Raw genomic sequence first — 18,457 nt, 5'->3', positions numbered from 1 at the left:
CCACTCCCACTTACGGCGCCAGCTTGCGCTTCAATGCCCTCGACACCGACAGCGGCAGGCTGGGCAGCGAGCGCAGCATCCACGGCAGAATCTTACGCTTCACGCCGCTCAGGGATTCCGGAATCATCGCCTCGATCAGGTGTGGCCCGGGCATTTTCTGGGCGTATTCCAGGGCTTTTGCCATCTCTTCGGCGGTGTGTACCCGCACAGCGTGGACGCCCATACCGTTGGCCACCTCGGCGAAATTGATCACCGGGCCGCGCAGGTCCAGCTGGGATTTGGCTTTTTCGCCCGCATCTTCCGCACCTACCCGCTCCAGCTCGATGTTCAACACCGAATAGGAGGCGTTGTTGAAAATAATGGAGGTGACGTTGAGCTGTTCCCGGGCCATGGTCCAGAGCGCCTGGATGGTGTACATGGCGGTGCCATCGCCGATCAGCGCGATTACCGGCCGGTCCGGGCATGCCACGGCAGCACCGACCGCGTTGGGCAGTCCCTGACCGATAGCGCCGCCGGTGAGGGTGATCATGTCGTGGCGGGGGGCGCCGGCAGTCATCACCGAGAGCATCAGGCTGGAGGTGATGCCCTCATCAACGATGATGGCGTTCTCCGGCATCAGTTCACCTACTGCTTTGCAGACCTTCTCGGCCGTCAGTTTGCCGCGTGGCCGGCCCGGCCGTTTCTCGGTTTGTAGCCTCGGTTCCGCCTGGCTGGCACCGACGGCGTCGTTGAGTTTGTTCAAGCTGGCCAGGATGTCCTGGTCGGGGGCCACCAGGGTATGCACCTGGCAGGTATCCGGCACCAGGTAGCTCTTCTTGCCGGGATAGGCGAAGAAGGAGACCGGCGCCTTGGAATCCACAATAACCAGATGTTCCACATCCGTCAGTTGCACTGTAGCCAGCTCAGCCAGGTACGCCAGGCGCTCGATGTAAGGAAGGCCGGCGCCCCGTTCTATACGGGTCGGGAAGGTTTCTGCCAGCAGGGTAACGCCGCTGTGTGCGGCCAGTTTGGCGGCTGCCAGCATGCTCGGTTCGCGCAGGGAATGGCCGCCCATCAACAGGGCGGTTTTCTTGCCGGAGCGGATGGCGGAGGCAATAGCCTCTACCGTGGCATCGTCTGCCGGCTCCGGTGTCGGCGGTGCCAGAGGTGCGCTGGGCACGCCGCCCTCACCCCAGGACACATCGGCCGGCAGTATCAGTGTGGCTACCTGCCCAGGCGCCGTGCGAGCTGCGGCGATGGCTTCGGCGGCATCCTGGCACAGGGTTTCAGTGCTTTTGGCGGTGCGTACAAACCCGGGAGAAACGTTGCGGGCAACGGTCTCGATATCAGACTGCAGCTGGGCATCGTATTTCACGTGGTAGGTGGCGTGGTCGCCAACAATGTTCACCACGGGCACCTTACCCTTCCGGGCGTTATGCAGGTTGGCCAGCCCATTGCCCAGCCCGCAGCCCAGGTGCAAGAGCGTGGCGGCGGGTTTGTCGGCCATGCGGGCGTAGCCATCGGCGGCGCCGGTGGCTACGCCCTCGAACAGGGCGAGGACCGCCCGCATTTTGGGCTCATCATCCAGTGCTGCCACGAAATGCATTTCGCTGGTGCCGGGGTTGCTGAAACAGACTTCCACGCCGGCATCCACCAGGGTTTTCATCAGGGCTTGTGCGCCGTTTGTCATTGTTTTTCTCCAACCTTTCGTAATTCAGTGTTATTCGATCTAGCTGCCTGAAACAATCGACCGAACTGCCGCCCGCGCGGTCATGATGCAGCCGGGCAGGAAGGTGCCCTCCAGCGATCGTTTGCCGTTGGAACCACCGCCACCAAAGCCGGCCGCCTCCCCCACGCAGTACAGACCCTGCACGGGTGAACCCTGCCCGTTCAGGACCCGGCTGTGCAGATCGGTTTGCAGGCCGCCCAGGCTCTTGCGGGTGATCAGCTGCATGCGGATGGCGATGTAGGGGCCGGCGCCCGGTTTCTGCAGCGGGGCCGGCTTGCAGGTACGCAGGCGGTCCGGCTTCCATTCCCGGGCGTGCTGAATCATTCGAATCTGGGGATCATTGTGCAGACTGGTGCCGGCGGCGAAGTTTGCGTCGAAGGTATCAACGGTGGCCTGGAGTGTCTCCGGGCCGATATCGTTGGAGCAAGTCAGCGCGTTCATCTTACCGGCCAGGTCGGCGAGGGTATCCGCAACCAGGAAGTCACGGCTTTCGTGCTGCATCTGGCGAACCAACGCGTGGTTACCCAGCAACAACTCTTTCACAAACTGGGGGAACTGCTTGTCCCGGATGCGGGCGTTGTGCTCGGCGCCGGAAATGGCAAACTCCTTGGCGGCGATGCGCCAGTTGAGCAGGTGCCAGGTCCAGGGCTTTTCCTGTTCCGCCACCCGCTGGCACAACCAGTGGGTGTCGAACCCGGTCACCAGGGGCTCCGGGCCGATCCGCTCTCCCCGGTGGTTCAGCCACAGGGCCGATTTACAGGGAATGGTGGATAGCCCGTGGCCCGGAAAGTGCGGGTACGGATGCGGGAAACCGGCGGCGTAATTCCACATTTCCCCGGCATGGATGATCTGGCCATCCAGACTGTCCGCAACCCAGTGATGCATGCGGCCATCGGCATAAGGATGAGCCCCGTTCAGCATGCGGGCGGGTTGCGGCCGGTCACCGGGCCAGTTGGCCCGGCATTGCTCATGGCTACCGTTGATGCCGCCGGTTGCCAGAACCACAGAGGAAGCCGCCAGGCGCACCTCTTCACCAGTAGCCTCGTTGATGGCCAGGGCACCGCTGACCTTGCCGGCCTCATGCTCCAGTTCGGTGATGCGGTGCTCGTGCAACAGGGTGAGTCTGCCGGCGGTATTCTCACGGTGCAGGGCTGCCAGCAGACAACGGACCAGTTCCCGGGCAGTACCCCACACAACGTGGTAACGGGGCAACCGGTTGCCATCGCCAAAGCGCCCCCGCTCCACCCAGTTCACGGCGGGAAGGAACTTGATGCCTTCGTTGCTCAGCCAGTCGTAGACCTCGCTGCGGGAGTGCTCGACGTAGTAGCGAGCCCATTGCAGCGGCCACTCATCATCGGGTGCCAGTTCGCCGAAGCTGAGCCAGTCGCCCAGGGCGATTTCCGGCGTGTCCGCAATCTTCATTCGCTTCTGCAAGGGTGTATCCACCAGCATCATGCCGCCAAAGGCCCAGAGTGCCAGGCCGCCCATGCGTTCCTCGGTGTCACGGTCAGCCAGGGTGACAGTTTTCCCGGCCCGCAGGCCTTCGAGAGCGGTGACAATGCCCGCCAGCCCGCCGCCAACCACCAGAATGTCTGAAGCAATCACCTTGGCCATAATGCGTACCCGACCCGTTAGTAATGAGTTGTCAGGTTCAACGATATACCGGTACCATGGCTTTAAAATTGACAATAGAGGCCAACAAAATTGACACTAGAGGCCACCGTCTCCATGGGCTGGGTCAATACCGTGATCGGAGCGGCCGAACGCCTCACCGTGGACACGGATACCCTGTTGGCAGAAGCCGACATTCCGGTGTCCGCCTGCGAGCTGGAACGCTGGCCAATCGATGACATCACCCGCCTGTGGCATGCGGCGGAGCGCTGCACCGGCGACCCCGGTTTCGGGCTGAAGGTGGGTGCAGAGTTCACTCCCATGAGCATCAGCGGGGTGGGTTTTGCCTTGCAGTCTGCCGCAACCCTGCGCGAGGCCATTGCGATGGTTCAGCGCTTTCAACGGCTGATATCCGATGGCGGTCGATTCCAGATTGTTGCCGGCAATGCCGCCACCTGGCTGGTCTACCATCCCCGCCAGGGCAAGCTGGCGTTCAGCCCCCACCAGATCGAGGCGGTGCTAGCGTCCGTGGTTGGCTTTGCCAGCTGGGTGACAGGAACCCGGATGCAACCGGCCCGCGTCCAGTTCAGCCAGCCCCGCCTTGGTCCGGCTCAGGGTTACCAGACGGTATTCAATTGCCCGGTGGAGTTCGAGCAGGCCTTCAGTGGTGTGCTGATAGAAAACACTGTGTTGGATCAGCCCCTGCCCCAGGCAGATCCCCAACTGGCACAGGTTCATGAGCGCTACACCAGCGCCCGCCTGGAGGCCCTGACCATGAACAGTGCCTCGGTTGCGGAATTACAGCGATGGCTGGCCGCCCGGGTGGGGCCAATGCTTCCCCGTCGGGCTGATGCAGCCGAGGTACTTGGCATCAGCGAGCGGACCCTGGCCCGTCGACTACGGGACCAGGGCCAAACCTTTGATGGTTTGCTCGATGAAGTCAGGCGCCAGAAGGCACTTCAGGCGGTCGCCGAGACCAGCGCCGCCCTCCCGGAGATAGCCGAATCCCTGGGGTTCGCCGAAGTCAGTACCTTCTACCGGGCTTTCAAACGATGGACCGGCTCGCCGCCGGTTCGGTGGCGCAAGCACCTCGGGCGCTCAGATTGAAAATATTTTTTCCCAACTGCAACTTTCCGCCGCGTTCTCCCGTAGCCGATGTACACCCATCTCGAATCCCTCTGCACAGGTGGGTCAAAACCAAGCATAAGGAGAACGTCATGAAAAAACACGGTAAGAAAAACGCCCTGCTGACAGCCACTCTGATATCCGGCGCCATGATGGCGGGTACCACGATGGCCGGCCATCATGAAATGGACGGTGCCCAGGTGTGGGCGGATGACCAGAGCGTTGCTGCCGGCACTGTCACCGCGAAGAAAGTGAATGCCGGGAAAAACGGCTGGCTGGTAATTCATCGCACCGGTGAAGACATGAAACCCGGCCCGGTTGTCGGCCACGCGCCCCTGAAGAAAGGCAAAAACATGGACGTCGCTGCCATACTGACCGAAGAGGTCAAGCCTGGCGACATGCTTATGCTGATGGTTCACGGCGAGGATGGCGGTATGAAAACAGGCACCTTCGAGTACACCCTGGGGGCCAAGGAAGACGGTCCGGTCCGCAAGGACGGCAAACTGGTGATGACCACCATTACCGCGAAATAAAACGCCAGGACGGGAAACTCCGGCTGCCGCGCTTCCCTTTGGCGCGCGGCAGCCGCTCAGTTCCAATCAGATCTGTTTGTACACAACCTCGGACAGACGACTGCGGTTGCCATCGGTATCCAGGGTGCGGATGGCGAAATACCAGGTGCCAGCGGTCAATTCGTCCACCAGGAGCTCATCTACCGAGGCGTCGCCGATTGCGAGGCTCTGGTCGAGGCTGTCCGGATTGGTCCCGTAGACCACCTCGAAGCCTGCGATTTCACCCATGGTCAGGCTCTCACCGTTCTCGCGGGTGAGCGGTGCGGTCCAGCTCAGCAGAGCGGCGTTCGCCGGGATTGTCGGCTCCTGGACGCGTTCGGTTACCGGTGACTCGGTTGTTCCGGTGGTGGTGTCACTACCACTACCAATCGTACCTTCACTGCTCCCCGCACTGTCTCCTGAATCAGCAACGGCAGTGTCGGAGTCCGAGTACACATCAGCAATGGTCTTGAAGCGCTGGACATTACGATACTCCACAACAACAAGCTTCTGACTGATCACACTCGACGCCACGGTGGCCTGGAGCTCCGAGGACTGCAGCGCTGCGGCACTGACCACGTCCGCCAGCGCCACATTAACGCCATCTCCCATGATTTCTATCCGTCCGCTAGCCGCAATCTGGGAGGTCATGTTGTTCAACACCTCAGAGATGGTGCTCCACTGGGCGCTGTCATTTACCAGGGCCAGGAAAGCCGCATTGGCGATGGACACCTGCAGTGCATCCGCCGAAACACTGCCCAGGTCGTCAAGTCGAGTCAGATCCGGCGGAGCCAGACGAAGCGAACCGGGAGCGAGCCCGAACCAGCCTTCAACCGTCTGGTAGGCAGCAGACAGGGCTTCCGGAGACAGACCGTTGGCGCTTCGCTCCGCCAGTGTGACCGCCAGATGGGTCAGCGGCGTCAGGTGCACAGTTTCTGTGGTCAGGTCACCGGCACCGCGCAAGCTGAACTGGCTATCCAGCGGCATCGGCTGGCCGAACGCGACCGCCTCAGCACCGGCCTGGTCGCATTGGGGGACCACGTCGCAGATCATGCGAGTGCTGCCATCCGCCTGTAGCTCAACCAGAGCCCAGCCGTCGGCCTTGCCCCGCAAGCGCAGGTCATAACTGCCGTCATCAGCGGTAAGCACAGGCTTGGCCGCCAACCGGTCGGGAGTGTAAAAACCGTCCTTGTCCGCCAGCAACCGATTCGCCGTAACGATACCTTGCTGAATAACACCCTTCATGGCCGCACCGGCAACCTCGACTCCGGGCTCCTGAATCTGCGCTACGGAGCTGTTTTCGCTGGCCGTCATATCCTTGAAGCAGCCCGAAAGAAAAACGGACGCCGAAAGAACCAGCAGCCCCTGCTTCGATAAATTTTTGCCGCAATATGACATCTTTCTGCACCAATTTATTGACGAATTGGGCAAATCATACTGCGTCCTTTTCTGATCAAAATGTGATCGGGTTGGCTTTTTATCTGCTGGAATTCGTCAGGAAAGTGGCGCTTACGGTAGGTAACATCGGGACATCGAAGGTTACAGGGGTGAGGGCTGGGAGGCGGGGCTTAATCTCATGTTTTATGGTTATATTTTGAACAAGAGGAAGAGTTGAGTGGGCGAGTTCCTGCGGTAAGGTCCAAATGGTGTTTACAAATTTAAACAGTGGAAATTGGTGATTTCGCGGTAATGGGGACGACTCCGGGGCAAAACCCAAGAAGGGGTCAGATTAAAAGCGCGTCAGCGCTTTTAATCTGACCCCATTTTCACCGTCCCCAACGCCTGATCCTCAATCCCCACTGCGCGCAATCAACCGCCTCACCTGGGCCAGGTTGTCATTGGCAGTCACGTGGTAACTGGGTGAGGTCTTGGCGGCCTTGCTGAAGAACTCTTCAGCCTGCCGGTAGTCGCCTTCGTTCATCAGGATATAGCCGATGGTATTCCAGGCATCCGCTTCCGGCATCACCTTGATGAGCGCTTCCAGGGCCTCATCGAATCGCTCCAGCCGGGTATAGAGCTGGCCGAGGTTGCGCCAGGCGCGCTCGTGCTCGGGATCGATGTTCAGCGCGGTCTGGTACTGGTATTCCGCACGATTCCAGTGGCCAATCAGGTAGAAGGAGTAACCCAGGTTGTTGTGGAGCCTCGCATTGCGGGGAGAAATCGCCAGGGCCCGGTCGTAGTAGGTTCTCGCGGCGGCAAATTCACCCTGCAGGTCGGCCATGATGCCGAGGGCATTGAATGCCTGCCAACGGTTTTCATCTGCAGCCACCGATCGTTCCAGCAGGGTTTTGGCTTTGTCATGCTGCCGCTGTTTCATCAGCATCAGGCCCAGACCTTCAAGGGCACCGGCATGGTCGGGCTCCAGTTGCAGGGCAAGCTGGAATGCCGAGGCAGCCTTGTCCGATGCACCCTTGTGCTGATTGATGGCGCCCACCTTGTAGAAGGTATCCGCATTCTCCGGATCCAGTTCCAGGGAGCGGATGTACTCGAACACCGCCTCATCCAGTTTCCCCTGCCGATAGGCCGCATCGCCGCGGGCTATGGCTTCTTCAGCGGATTCCACCGGCATCAGGGTGGAAAAGGTCAACTCGGACTTGCCATCATAAAGGTCTGTAAAGGCATTTCCGCTTTTTACCTGGGGGCCGCCGGCGCAGCCACCCAGGAACAGCAACATAGTGATCAGCCCGGCATCGGCAAGCTTTCGCAGCCCTGCCCGGGCAAAGCTGCTTTCGTTCGTACCAGCCGAGACATTCTTCCATTGTCCGATCATGGCAAATTCTCCCTTTCTTGTTATGAACATCAGTAAACCTGGAAGTGATCCAGCAATCCGACTACGGCCGGGCCAATGGCCACCACGAAGAAGGCGGGGAACATGCACAGCACCAGCGGAAACACCATTTTGGTGGACACCTTGCCGGCCTCCTCTTCCGCCCGTTGCATACGTTTGTCCCGGAACTCCTCCGAGTAAATCCTCAGGGATTCCGCAATACTGGTACCGAAGCGCAGGCTCTGGCTGAGCAATGCCACCAGGCCTCCGATCTCTTCAAGGCCTGTACGATCCGCCAGGTTCTTCAGGGCATCGACCCGATCCACCCCGGCGCGCATTTCACTGTTTACCAGGGACAGCTCTTCGGAAAGCTCCGGATGGCCGATCACCAGCTCATCGGCAACCCTCTGCAATGCTGGCTTCAGGCCGTAACCGGCCTCTGTGCAGACCACCAGCAAATCCAGCGCATCCGGAAAGCCGTTGTATAACCGGCGCTTCCGGCGTTCGATCATCTTGGCCAGTACATAGTTGGGGCCCAGTGCGCCAACCAACATGGCACCGGCCGCCGCCTGGACGACTTCAATGGTGGTGAGCCCGGGCACCCAGCGCAGACCGAAGAACACCGCCAATGGCAGCCCCACGATGAGCAAGGTCTTGATCGCATAGAAGTTGGCAAGAGCACTGTCATTCCTGAAACCTGCGTGTATCAGTCGCTCCCGGGTGCGATTACGGTCCCCTTCCTTCTTGGGAAGAAAACGGGGCGCGTTTGATCTCATGAACGAGGATACCGGACCATCGCGCTGCGCTTCGGCCGCCTCCGGAGCGACCACATTGTGCAGTCGACTGCGCACCGGATGGAACATGGTGGAGACCAGGTACATGCCAGCGAGGGCAAGGCAGAACACGGCCACCGCCATCAATCCGATAAAGGCATATTGCGCCATCTGGCGGTCCTGAATGACGGTATCGAGCAATCCGATCACGTATTCCATGGCTGGCTTCTCCTACACCTTGATATTGAGGATCTTCTTGATCCAGAACACGCCGATCACAATCAGAATGAGTGCTATCAGAACAATGTCGGCGCCTCGCGGGCTCTCGATAAGCATGGGCATGTAGTCCGGATTCACCAGCGAGATCAGTACAAAGAGCACAAACGGCGTCATGGTCAGGACCCAGGCTGAAATCCTGCCCTCTGCGGAGAGCGTGCGCACCCGGCGCTGGAACCGGAAGCGCCCCCGGATCACGCCGGCGATCTTTTCCAGCACCTCCGCCAGGTTGCCCCCGGACTCGCGCTGCACGAGAACGGCGGTGATCAGTGCCATCACCAGAACGCTGGGCACCCGCTGAAGCAGACCGAACAATGCCGCCCGCACATCACCGCCGTAGTTGATCTCGTTGAAGGTTTTCTGGAATTCCTCCTTCACCGGGCTGGGCATTTCCGTGGAAACCAGCCGGATCGCTTCGATAAACGGGTGCCCCGCCCGCAGGGCCCGGATGATGACATCCACCACGTCCGGCAGCTGTTCTTCGATCTTGGCAATCCGCTTGCTGCGTTTGTTACGCAGATAGAGGAACGGCGCACTGGCGGCCAGTGGTGCCAGCACCATCGGCGCCCACCAGGCCTTGGTCATGCTGAAGCCTACGAAGGCCGCGACGGCCGCCAGCAGAAGCGCCAGTAACAACACCCGGTAGGCTCTGGTCTGGTAACCGCTCTGGGCGATCAGACTGACCAGTGGCTGAAGCAGATGCATGGATTCCAGGCGCTTCTCCAGGGGTGACAGGTCCCGAAGGTACTGCTCCTGCATGAGGGAGAGCCGTTTCTGGCCCTCATCCCCCTGAGTCATTTTATGCATGCGCTCATTAAGCCGCTTGCGGGCACCCCGACTTTCACCGAAAACCGGAATCACCAGGCCCTGGGAGAGCAGAAACACTGCCACGAACACCAGGGCAAGAAATATCCAGAGTTTGTCTCCCAACGCTTCCATGGCTCAGTCCTCGAAATCGGGATCGAAAAGTGACAGGGGCACTGCGATGCCCCGCTGGTGCAGATGCTCGTGAAAGCGGGGCACAATGCCGGTGGCCTTATAATGACCTATCACCTTGCCCTCCTCATCCCGGCCCACGCGCCGGAAATTGAACAGCTCGGACATGGTGATCACGTCCCCCTCCATGCCGTTGATTTCCTGCACACTGACCAGGCGGCGGGTACCGTCCTCCTGGCGCTCCACCTGGAGCACCACATCGATGGCGGATGCCACCTGGGAACGGATCGCCTTGACCGGCATGGTGGTGCCGGTCATGGACACCATGTTTTCGATTCTGGTGAGAGCATCCCTGGGGGCGTTGGCGTGCAGCGTGGTCATGGAGCCGTCGTGGCCGGTATTCATAGCCTGGAGCATATCCAGGGCTTCAGCGCCACGGACCTCGCCGACGATAATGCGGTCAGGCCGCATCCGCAGGCTGTTGCGGACCAGATCCCGCTGGGTCACTTCGCCCTTGTTCTCGATATTCGGAGGCCGGGTCTCCAGCCGCACCACGTGTGGCTGCTGGAGCTGGAGTTCCGCCGAATCTTCGATGGTGACAATCCGCTCGTTATCCGGAACGAAGCCAGACAAAACGTTCAGCAGCGTGGTCTTACCAGAACCGGTACCGCCAGAAATCAGAACGTTCAACCGCCCCCGCACAATACTCTCGAGCAGACCGGCTATGGGTGCGGTCAGCGTGCCTTTTTCCATCAACGCTTCCATGGACAGGCGACCGATGGAGAAACGGCGGATGGACAACAGCGGTCCGTCCACGGCCAGCGGCGGAATGATGGCGTTGACCCGGGAACCGTCCTTCAGGCGTGCGTCCACCATCGGAGAGGATTCATCAATCCTGCGACCGACACTGGAAACAATGCGGTCAATGATGTTCAGCAGGTGAGTGTCGCTGTGGAAACTCACATCCACCTTTTCCAGCTTGCCGTTGCGCTCGACATAGATACTGTCGTGGCCGTTGACCAGGATATCGGCGATGGACTTGTCAGCCAGAAGCGGCTCCAGGGGGCCAAGACCCAGAATGTCATCCTGAATCTGGCGAATGATGCGCTGGCGAGCGGTCAGCGAGAGCGGAATGGACTCCTCTGCCATCAGCCGCTGGCCGATTTCCTGTAACTGGCGCTCGGCCTCCTCTTTACCCAGGGTACCCAGGAGCGAAAGGTCCAGAACCTTCATCAGTTTCTGATGGATTTTCTGCTTCCAGGCTCGCTCCTGCTCTTCCTCAGCTTTGCGGGCCAGTGAGGGGCCACTGCCGTTGTGAACCAGTGGTGGCTCCGGCTCGCCCTTGCCAAATTCGTTCAGTCGGTTCAGTTCCATGACACTCTCCTCAGGCTCCTGCCAGTTTCCGCCACATCCGGCCCAGGCCGGACTGTGGAACCACTCTCTTGCCACTCAGCGCTTCCGCCATCCGCACCATACTCCGGCTGACCGGGGAACCAGGTGCGGCTTCAAGCAGCGGAACACCCAGGTTCGAGCTCTCCGCCACTTTCGCGTAATCATTGGGAATAAAGGTCATATCCCCGATACCCAGGGCCTTTTCGATGTCACCGGCGGTGAGTGCCAGCCGTTTGTCCCAGCGATTCACCACAATTCCGATCCTATCGGCGGATACCCCCATGTAGCGGGTCAGGTAGTGAAGTAAACGGCGGGCATCCTGAACATGGGAAATGCTTTGCTGGAGTACCAGCAGCACCCGGTCCGCGGATTCCAGTAACAGCCCGGTCACGCTGTCGATCTGACGGGGCAGGTCGATCACTGTGTGGTCATAACCGGTGCGCAGCAGCGCCAGCAGTTTCTGCAGCTGGCCCTCATCGATGTCCCCCGGCACAACAAGCTGATCAGAGCCATTGCCGAGCAGATGCAGACCGCTCTTGTGCTTGAGCATGTGGCCTTCGAGGGCCATCAGGTCCATGTTGTCTGCTCTCAGGATGGCGTCCACCAACCCGCCACCCTCGTGCAAATCAAAGGCCGACGCCAGGTTGCCGAATTGCAGATCCATATCCAGAAGGGCCACCCGTTGCTCGATCCGCTCTGCCAGACTATGAGCCAGGGATGCAGCTATGGTGCTGGCTCCGGACCCACCTTTGGCATTGATCACGGCAAATGTTCCACCGCTGGAATCAGAATCCGGCGCCAGTTCAGCCGCTATCCGCACCAGGGATTCCAGAACCTCCTGCTTCGGTGCCGGAAAGCTGAAATAGTCCCGCGCGCCCACTCGCATGGCGGTACGCATGATCGTCATGTTTTCGGGCCCTGTCACCACGGTTGGCACACGGCTGGTGACTGGCCGATCGTCCAGGGATCGGAGTTCGTCTTCCCAGGCGGACGTGGTGCAGAAGATCAGAGCATCCGGCAATTCCTTGACGTTATAGAGCGGATCAGAATGTCCGTTGGTAATGAGGCGTTTGCTAAGGGCAAGGCCCGGCTGGTCGCCGAGCATGTCTTCAAGCTCCTGCAATTCCTGGGCATTGCGCCCGGCAATCAAAACGGTAATACGTGCTTTCATGGCTTCGCCCTTCCTTGCTTGTTCAACTGATGGTCCCGAAACAACCGGTGCCTTCCCGCGACACACCGAGGCTCTCCCGCGGCAGAACCGTCACGAAAGGAGGCAGCTCGAAGGTCTGGAAGAAGAACGGAATGATCAGTTGGTGCTGAAAACCGCTCACTTCACTGCGAATAAAGGCAATATCGAGATAATTTCCCGCCGGGTCAGCCAAAACACCGCCGGTGGAGGTGAGATAGTCGATGGAGATATGGGATTCCATCAGGCCCTTTAGTATCGGGCTCTCACCGGATGTGCCCGGCTCATCAAACATGGCAACCCGGCGGATAGCGCTGTGCTCTATGGGGCAGACCACCGCCACCCGGGCCGCACGCCGGCTCATCTCGTCCAGCGTGTTCCAGACAAACATCAGCCGGCCGAACTCGATGCTGGCGAACAGCAGAATGAAGAACATGGCCCCGACAACGGCAAACTCCACGGTGTGCAAACCCGACTGCTTTGTGATGTTCATAGCGCCCTCATCTGCACGGTGCTCTGCATTTCAAAGGCCATGCTGATCGGCTCTCCCCCATAAAAAGCGGGAATCTGGCCGATCAGCGGGATGTAGTTGTAGGTGGCACTCACGGTAACGTGTGCGGCATCCGGTTTGGTTACCGTGATATCACCGGCGGACCATCCGGGCAGAAGGGGGTCACCAGCACCAAGGGTATTGCCATAAACCACCAGATTGCTGGTTTGCTGCACCAGGTTGCTGTCCAGGAGAATGAGACCAATGCTGCCATTCATGGCCAATGAGGAAACGTGCCTGGCGCCGTCACGGGTCGCCCGCGTCATGGTGTGGTACTGGCTGAACGCCCAACCCAACTCACTCACCGCAAACACGACCAGCAGCAGAAACGGCGCGGTCAGCCAAAACTCCAGGGTGGCAATACCCTTCTGTTTTTTGCCGATCTTGTTCAATGCGTCCATGTCGTCACTTCCCTCCCGCTTTCGGCACCCTCAGCTGTCGAAGGTATCCGGGTCCTTGTACAACTGGATAATCCGGGGGCCTGGTCCGGCGCCGGGATCGGGTCCGGGTACACCGCTGCCGCCGCAGTCATCCTTGAACTGGCCATAGAAAACCGCCTGGCCGGCCTGGTTCATCTTGTCGATCATGTAGAAACAGCTGAAACCCAGCAGCTCCACGGAACTCTGGCCGTTGGCGAGGCCATCGCAGTTGCCCACGGGCATGGTCAGGATCCGTCGGCCCGGTTGGCCGGTGAGTTGTGAATCAGGATTAACGGTCTCGTATTTCTCCAAATACCAGTCGAGATTAAATGCCGGGGCCGTTTCAGCGATGTAATCGGCTTCGTTATAGGGAGCATGTTCGGTAAACCAATCCGGAGGATATTCGGCCGCACTCACGGGGCCGTTGTAGATGCCCAGGCGTGTATTGATGCCCTGGGCAAACGGGCCAACGGTATTACCGGGCTCGGTTTCGATATCACCATCCTCACCCGTGGTCAGACATGCATCGAACTTGCCAGCGGCGGCCTCGCGGACATCTGCACCGCCGCTACTGCCGTCGAGGCGAATCAGGTAGAAGTTTCCGTTACCGACTTCGGAACTGGTGCCGGAGCCAATTTTTAGCTGCTCCACTTCCCCTCTGGAATAGCCATAATTGTCTTCACCCGGTGTTCCACAAGCCATCATGGGAACCACGTTGCAAGCGGTCTTGATGGTCGGACTGGGGCCGGCTACAGCAGTACCGGCAATGGCCAGGTCATTGATCCCTAGCACCGGCGCAAACCACTCGGACACGTCATAGTTGTCGACGCGGGCGCGGACGTACTGTGCCGGTGTCGTGCCCGGTACAAAGGGGTTCAGCGTATTGGAGAATTCCAGGACCAGGGTGAGATTGCCACTGGCCGAAGCGTCACCGAGGCCGGCATTACCCGGCGCCGCCGTGTTGGCGTCGAAGGTAGTATGCCCGGCTGCATCCGCCAGCAACGTATTTGCGGTCTGGTCAAGCACCTTGGCCGCGCTCAGCGCCGCGGCATCCAGGGCATTCTGAAGCCGCGTCTTCTCCAGGTGGGCATTGCTGATATCCAGCGCCAGGGCCGCCATCCCCAGGATGACCACCAGGGAAATGGCGACCATGGGCAGGATGGCGCCTTGCTGAAAGTTCCTTGCCTTATTGACCGCGTCCATGGTCCATCCTCCCTATCAGCGCTGAAGCCCCATGCCAACGCCGCCACTCATATCCGGTCCAAGTCTTTCGGGCTTGCCGGTATCCTTGATGTAGCTGTTGTATCCAGCTTCAGCCTTCCGGCCATCCAGCACCGGCAGCTCGGGCGGTTCCTGGCCGGGCGGAACGTACTTCTGGGCGGCTATCATCTGGCGGACGGAATTGCCGAACTGATCTTCCGAGCTGGGTGACGCGCACCCTGCCAGGAGCATGCCCGTGGCCAGCCCTGTCATTACCGCTTTGATTGTTTGCTGATATGCGTCCATGGTTTCCACCTCAGAGTTCGTGTCCGAATTGTCCTTCCACACTTCCTTGCGCCCCGGATGCGGATTCAGCACCGGGCTTGCGCCTGCCCTCCATGTAACCCAGCAGGTAGAACTCGAGATCCGAGGGCTCCACAAAGTAATCGGTGGGAAGGCTGAACTGCTTGCGATCCACCGGTTTGGCAAAGTGGGGCGTGACCAGGATCACCAGCTCCGTCTTGCCCTTGACGAACTCCTGGCTCCGGAAAAGGTGACCCAGGATCGGCAGATCGCCCAGGCCCGGGAACTTGTTCACACGCTCCCGTAGATTCTCGTTGATCAGGCCGGCAACACCGATGGTCTGCCCATTCGCCAGTTCGACCGTCGAGGAGGCACTGCGGCTGGTAAGCGCGTTGATAAAGAAGGTCGCGGCGGTATCCGGCACCTCCAGCACGATGGAATTCTGGTTGCTGAGCTCACTGACCTTGATGTTCAGCTTGAGACTGATCATTCCGGAATCGAGCACGGTGGGGAGGAATCCCAGACTGATCCCGAACTCTTTAAACTCGATCTTGACGCCGTCGTCCTGCCCGCTGCCCACGGGAATCGGGAACTCACCACCCGCGTGGAAGGTGGCTTCCTGGCCGGTCAGGGTGGTGAGCGTCGGCTCAGCCAGAACTTTCGCCAGATTATTTTCCTGGGCGGCATCGATCACCAGGTCAAACAGGGTATCGCCGTCCATGAAGCTGGCGAACAGCCCGGTGCTCTCGAAAGTCAGGGGTTCCCTGAGAATCTGGGTTGCCGGCGGACCGAAGGGAGTGAGGGTACCGGTGCCGCCACCGGACAGTGAACTTGCCGGTGCCAGCGCAGTTCCGTTGTTGCCGGCACCGATGGTGAGCAGGGAGTTGGCGTTCATCGCTTCGAACTTGGCACCAATGCGCTTCAGGAAGTCCCGGGAGACCTCCGCCACCTGCACCTCCAGCATTACCTGCTGAGCACCGCCCACCTGCATCATGTTCAGAACCTTGCCGTCGTCCCCACCCTGGAAACTCCGGGCCAGATCCAGTGCGGCGGCCATGCGTGCAGAGCTGCTGACTTCACCACTGAGGATGATCGCACCCTGGGAAGATCGAACTTCGATTTCCTCGCCGGGCAGAACCTGGTGAAGCTTGGCTTTCAGGCCCTCCAGGTCGTGGGTTACATCAATACCGACAGCGGCAACTACCTGGTTGTTGTTGTCCCACAGGGTCACGTTGGTAGACCCCAGTTGCTTGCCTACCACATACAATTGACGGGAACGCAGGATCAGGATGTCGGCGATCTCGGGATTACCAACCGATATTTTGGCGACGGGTTGCTCGAGATAGAGGATCTGGGACTGGTTCAGGGCCACTTCCACCACTTGCCGGTCCATTCCGCTTGCCAGCATCACCTGGGCCTTTACTGCGACCGGGATGGCGGACAAGAGCAGGAACAGCCCGATCAGGCATCCCTGCAGTGACAGCTTCTTCATGTTTATTGTCATGGTCACTCTCTCCCTGGGTTACTTCCTTTGCGGCTGCCTTCCTCCGGCAACCGCTGCATTCAAATCCGTCCTACATGGAAACCCTCGAGGTACTCACATCGGTCCCACGGATGATGGTCACCCTTGAACTGGTGGCGACGACCCGACGAGGTGCAGGTTTTGGAGCCGGCTTGGCCTCAACCACCACTTCTTCCTTGACCGGTTCCGGAGGCGGGCTCACGCTGTCATCCAACGGATTGCGCAGGGCCAGCTGGATCATGCCCTCCTGGGTGGCCTTGACCAATTCTTCGGCTTCGTCTGAGCTCAACTCGAGTGTGACTGCGCGCACGATGACCGGCTTGTCCTTTTCAGGAGAAGCAGTCTGGTCAACTGCCAGCACCTTGACGTTCTCCAGGAGTGTCCGGGACTCGTAGCGGTAGTTACCGTTTCGCTTCGCGGCGACGATATCCACCCGGTTGCCGGGCATCAGAAAGCCGGCAACACCGATAACGTCATTGACCCGGACAGTCACGGCCCTCTTGTTCGGCGCGATCACCGCAGACAGAGCACTACCACCACCAAAGGCGGCCACCTTCTCCTTCAGGATCATTTCACCCGGGTAGATAGTCGTGGTCGCCACCTGCCCTTCAATTGATTCGGCTTCGGTCAGCGCACTGGACGGCACCATCGATCTCGGCATGGTGGCCACTTTCAGGTCACTGGCTTCTACCTTCTTGCCGAAGGGAATCTGCAAGGCTGCCACGACTACAGGTACACCATCCTCGGAGGTCGGGGACGCAAATCGGTCAAGCGCCCAGCCCCTGGCCAGGTAGGCGGCGCCCAGGCCCATGATCAGGGCAAAAGAGAGCATCAGAACGGTTCTTGACTTGAACATAGCGGTCACCCCACGTTTTCCAGCTGCACGAAGTAGTTTTGCCAGGCCCACCGAATGGATTCGGTAGTGAGCCGGGCCGGTAACCCGCGGTACCTGCAGTAATCACTGACCAGACCCAGCAGATCCCGGGGATGACAGGGCAACAGGATATTGCCCTGGGTCGGGTAAAGCTCTGTCATCATGTACCGGGTTGTTTCGGAATCATCTTCGATCCCCATGGTCTGGCAGACCTGTTGCCACAGCCGCAGGAACGGCTCTGGCTCCAGGGTTTTGAATCCGATCTTGTGGCCAATGCGCCGGAGAAACGCCTCGTCGGCAAGCTCCAGCGGGTTCAGGTTGGTAGAGAAGATCAGCAGCATGTCGAAGGGAACCGCAAAGTGCTGCCCTGCCCTCAGGTTGAGGAAATCCCGTTTTTCCTCCATGGGCACAATCCAGCGGTTGAGCAGGTCCACGTGGGATACCCGCTGCCTTCCGAGGTCGTCAATCAGCAACATGCCATTGCTGGCTTTTAACTGAAGGGGTGCCTGGTATTGCTTGCGCTGTTCGTCGAATTTCAGGTCCAGCATGTCCAGGGTGAGCTCACCGCCGGTGGTCACTTCCGGGCGGTGACACAGGACATAGCGGGGATCGTGACCGTTGCCGAGGTGCACCGGGTCCTGCTGCTCGCCATGGACCGGATGATGGAACTCGGGGTCGAAGAGGCTGATGACTGTGTCGCCCACGAGGATCGAATAAGGTACGTGCACCGGGCCCGCGAGCAGCTTCACCAGTTGACGGGTGATGTAGCTCTTGCCGCTGCCTGCGGGGCCATAGATGAACATGGCGCGGCCGGAGTGCACCGCCGGCCCAAGCTGGGCCAAGAGGTTTTCATCGATCACGGTGTCCTGGAACAGACGATGGATATCGTCTTCGGTGACCACGCATTTGGAGACCGATTGCCGGCGAACCAGTTTGGAATAGGCTTCCAGAGTGACCGGCGCCGGTCCGCAGTAGCCATCACGGGAAAGCGCCTCGAGAGCAGCGGCACGACCACGGTCTGTCAGGGCATAGCGCACGCCGCCCTCCGAGAAGTCGGCGCCTTTGCTTTCAACCTTAGCTTCCTGGCGCAGGTGAGCGATAACGGGTTCCAGAATTGCTCCGGGCAGTGAAATATTCCGGGACAGATGTTGGAGGGTCTGGTTGCTGACCTGACCCAGATGCTTTATCAAAAGATCGGCTACGAAGAAGTGATCGAGACCAGTTTCCTCCAGGCCATGTGGTCGACCTACACTATCACCCATTG

The 18,457-nt window shown here is 59.7% G+C and carries 17 protein-coding genes; 2 read left to right on the top strand and 15 right to left on the bottom strand.

Features of this window, described 5'->3' with window-relative positions; genetic code table 11:
- Window positions 1-10: 10 nt before the first annotated feature.
- Together DET50_RS01935 and DET50_RS01930 are read right to left on the bottom strand one after the other, a co-directional pair.
- A complete protein-coding gene (locus DET50_RS01935) occupies window positions 11-1,669 on the bottom strand; it encodes an acetolactate synthase large subunit (RefSeq protein ID WP_113861189.1) in 1,659 nt (552 codons plus the stop codon).
- A gap of 39 nt (window positions 1,670-1,708) precedes the next feature.
- Window positions 1,709-3,322, bottom strand: a complete 1,614-nt coding sequence (locus DET50_RS01930) for an FAD-binding protein (protein WP_113861188.1) — start codon at window positions 3,320-3,322, stop codon at window positions 1,709-1,711.
- A 90-nt stretch (window positions 3,323-3,412) separates the two neighbouring features.
- On the opposite strand from DET50_RS01930, the gene DET50_RS01925 reads away from it, so the two are divergent.
- Both DET50_RS01925 and DET50_RS01920 read left to right on the top strand, forming a co-directional pair.
- On the top strand, window positions 3,413-4,426 hold the full coding sequence (locus DET50_RS01925; protein WP_113861187.1) for an AraC family transcriptional regulator: 1,014 nt from the start codon (window positions 3,413-3,415) through the stop codon (window positions 4,424-4,426).
- 110 nt (window positions 4,427-4,536) lie between these two features.
- On the top strand, window positions 4,537-4,977 hold the full coding sequence (locus tag DET50_RS01920; protein WP_113861186.1) for a DUF7282 domain-containing protein: 441 nt from the start codon (window positions 4,537-4,539) through the stop codon (window positions 4,975-4,977).
- A 66-nt stretch (window positions 4,978-5,043) separates the two neighbouring features.
- On the opposite strand, the gene DET50_RS01915 is transcribed toward DET50_RS01920, so the two are convergent.
- The 13 genes from DET50_RS01915 to DET50_RS01855 all read right to left on the bottom strand — a co-directional run bounded on the left by DET50_RS01915 (window position 5,044) and on the right by DET50_RS01855 (window position 18,455).
- Window positions 5,044-6,309, bottom strand: coding sequence for a DUF4998 domain-containing protein (locus tag DET50_RS01915; RefSeq protein ID WP_258546023.1), 1,266 nt, complete (start codon window positions 6,307-6,309; stop codon window positions 5,044-5,046).
- A 475-nt stretch (window positions 6,310-6,784) separates the two neighbouring features.
- A complete protein-coding gene (locus DET50_RS01910) occupies window positions 6,785-7,765 on the bottom strand; it encodes a tetratricopeptide repeat protein (RefSeq protein WP_181799909.1) in 981 nt (326 codons plus the stop codon).
- 29 nt (window positions 7,766-7,794) lie between these two features.
- On the bottom strand, window positions 7,795-8,754 hold the full coding sequence (locus tag DET50_RS01905; protein WP_113861183.1) for a type II secretion system F family protein: 960 nt from the start codon (window positions 8,752-8,754) through the stop codon (window positions 7,795-7,797).
- A gap of 12 nt (window positions 8,755-8,766) precedes the next feature.
- On the bottom strand, window positions 8,767-9,750 hold the full coding sequence (locus DET50_RS01900; RefSeq protein ID WP_113861182.1) for a type II secretion system F family protein: 984 nt from the start codon (window positions 9,748-9,750) through the stop codon (window positions 8,767-8,769).
- Between the two features lie 3 nt (window positions 9,751-9,753).
- Entirely contained in the window at window positions 9,754-11,121 is a 1,368-nt protein-coding gene (locus tag DET50_RS01895; protein ID WP_113861181.1) for a TadA family conjugal transfer-associated ATPase, read from the bottom strand.
- A gap of 10 nt (window positions 11,122-11,131) precedes the next feature.
- Window positions 11,132-12,310: a CpaE/TadZ family protein gene (locus DET50_RS01890; RefSeq protein WP_113861180.1), complete on the bottom strand. Its 1,179-nt coding sequence runs from the start codon at window positions 12,308-12,310 to the stop codon at window positions 11,132-11,134.
- A gap of 22 nt (window positions 12,311-12,332) precedes the next feature.
- Entirely contained in the window at window positions 12,333-12,818 is a 486-nt protein-coding gene (locus DET50_RS01885) for a TadE/TadG family type IV pilus assembly protein (RefSeq protein WP_113861179.1), read from the bottom strand.
- Window positions 12,815-13,276: a TadE/TadG family type IV pilus assembly protein gene (locus DET50_RS01880; protein ID WP_113861178.1), complete on the bottom strand. Its 462-nt coding sequence runs from the start codon at window positions 13,274-13,276 to the stop codon at window positions 12,815-12,817. Before DET50_RS01880 ends, DET50_RS01885 begins: the two co-directional genes overlap by 4 nt.
- A 30-nt stretch (window positions 13,277-13,306) precedes the next feature.
- Window positions 13,307-14,497 (bottom strand): Tad domain-containing protein, encoded by a 1,191-nt coding sequence (locus tag DET50_RS01875; protein ID WP_113861177.1) that lies wholly within the window; start codon window positions 14,495-14,497, stop codon window positions 13,307-13,309.
- Between the two features lie 15 nt (window positions 14,498-14,512).
- Window positions 14,513-14,800: a hypothetical protein gene (locus tag DET50_RS01870; RefSeq protein ID WP_147252189.1), complete on the bottom strand. Its 288-nt coding sequence runs from the start codon at window positions 14,798-14,800 to the stop codon at window positions 14,513-14,515.
- A gap of 10 nt (window positions 14,801-14,810) precedes the next feature.
- Window positions 14,811-16,301: a type II and III secretion system protein family protein gene (locus DET50_RS01865; protein WP_113861175.1), complete on the bottom strand. Its 1,491-nt coding sequence runs from the start codon at window positions 16,299-16,301 to the stop codon at window positions 14,811-14,813.
- Window positions 16,302-16,371: 70 nt separating this feature from the next.
- Window positions 16,372-17,175, bottom strand: a complete 804-nt coding sequence (gene cpaB, locus DET50_RS01860) for a Flp pilus assembly protein CpaB (protein ID WP_220150117.1) — start codon at window positions 17,173-17,175, stop codon at window positions 16,372-16,374.
- A 5-nt stretch (window positions 17,176-17,180) separates the two neighbouring features.
- Complete coding sequence (locus DET50_RS01855; protein WP_147252188.1) at window positions 17,181-18,455, bottom strand: AAA family ATPase; 1,275 nt, start codon at window positions 18,453-18,455, stop codon at window positions 17,181-17,183.
- Window positions 18,456-18,457 lie beyond the last annotated feature (2 nt).

The sequence above is a fragment of the Marinobacter pelagius genome, from assembly GCF_003315345.1.
GTDB classification, from domain to species: domain Bacteria; phylum Pseudomonadota; class Gammaproteobacteria; order Pseudomonadales; family Oleiphilaceae; genus Marinobacter; species Marinobacter pelagius_A.
The sequence above is the reverse complement of the archived record's forward strand: the minus strand, read 5'-3'. Positions and strand labels throughout refer to the sequence as shown.

What these genes read in the sequence shown, in the direction of transcription:
- DET50_RS01935 (WP_113861189.1), bottom strand. Translation starts at nt 1,669, where the DNA reads ATGACAAACGGCGCACAAGCCCTGATGAAAACCCTGGTGGATGCCGGC.
- DET50_RS01930 (WP_113861188.1), bottom strand. Translation starts at nt 3,322, where the DNA reads ATGGCCAAGGTGATTGCTTCAGACATTCTGGTGGTTGGCGGCGGGCTG.
- DET50_RS01920 (WP_113861186.1), top strand. Translation starts at nt 4,537, where the DNA reads ATGAAAAAACACGGTAAGAAAAACGCCCTGCTGACAGCCACTCTGATA.
- DET50_RS01915 (WP_258546023.1), bottom strand. Translation starts at nt 6,309, where the DNA reads ATGACGGCCAGCGAAAACAGCTCCGTAGCGCAGATTCAGGAGCCCGGA.
- DET50_RS01910 (WP_181799909.1), bottom strand. Translation starts at nt 7,765, where the DNA reads ATGATCGGACAATGGAAGAATGTCTCGGCTGGTACGAACGAAAGCAGC.
- DET50_RS01905 (WP_113861183.1), bottom strand. Translation starts at nt 8,754, where the DNA reads ATGGAATACGTGATCGGATTGCTCGATACCGTCATTCAGGACCGCCAG.
- DET50_RS01900 (WP_113861182.1), bottom strand. Translation starts at nt 9,750, where the DNA reads ATGGAAGCGTTGGGAGACAAACTCTGGATATTTCTTGCCCTGGTGTTC.
- DET50_RS01895 (WP_113861181.1), bottom strand. Translation starts at nt 11,121, where the DNA reads ATGGAACTGAACCGACTGAACGAATTTGGCAAGGGCGAGCCGGAGCCA.
- DET50_RS01890 (WP_113861180.1), bottom strand. Translation starts at nt 12,310, where the DNA reads ATGAAAGCACGTATTACCGTTTTGATTGCCGGGCGCAATGCCCAGGAA.
- DET50_RS01885 (WP_113861179.1), bottom strand. Translation starts at nt 12,818, where the DNA reads ATGAACATCACAAAGCAGTCGGGTTTGCACACCGTGGAGTTTGCCGTT.
- DET50_RS01880 (WP_113861178.1), bottom strand. Translation starts at nt 13,276, where the DNA reads ATGGACGCATTGAACAAGATCGGCAAAAAACAGAAGGGTATTGCCACC.
- DET50_RS01875 (WP_113861177.1), bottom strand. Translation starts at nt 14,497, where the DNA reads ATGGACGCGGTCAATAAGGCAAGGAACTTTCAGCAAGGCGCCATCCTG.
- DET50_RS01870 (WP_147252189.1), bottom strand. Translation starts at nt 14,800, where the DNA reads ATGGACGCATATCAGCAAACAATCAAAGCGGTAATGACAGGGCTGGCC.
- DET50_RS01865 (WP_113861175.1), bottom strand. Translation starts at nt 16,301, where the DNA reads ATGACAATAAACATGAAGAAGCTGTCACTGCAGGGATGCCTGATCGGG.
- cpaB (WP_220150117.1), bottom strand. Translation starts at nt 17,175, where the DNA reads ATGTTCAAGTCAAGAACCGTTCTGATGCTCTCTTTTGCCCTGATCATG.
- DET50_RS01855 (WP_147252188.1), bottom strand. Translation starts at nt 18,455, where the DNA reads ATGGGTGATAGTGTAGGTCGACCACATGGCCTGGAGGAAACTGGTCTC.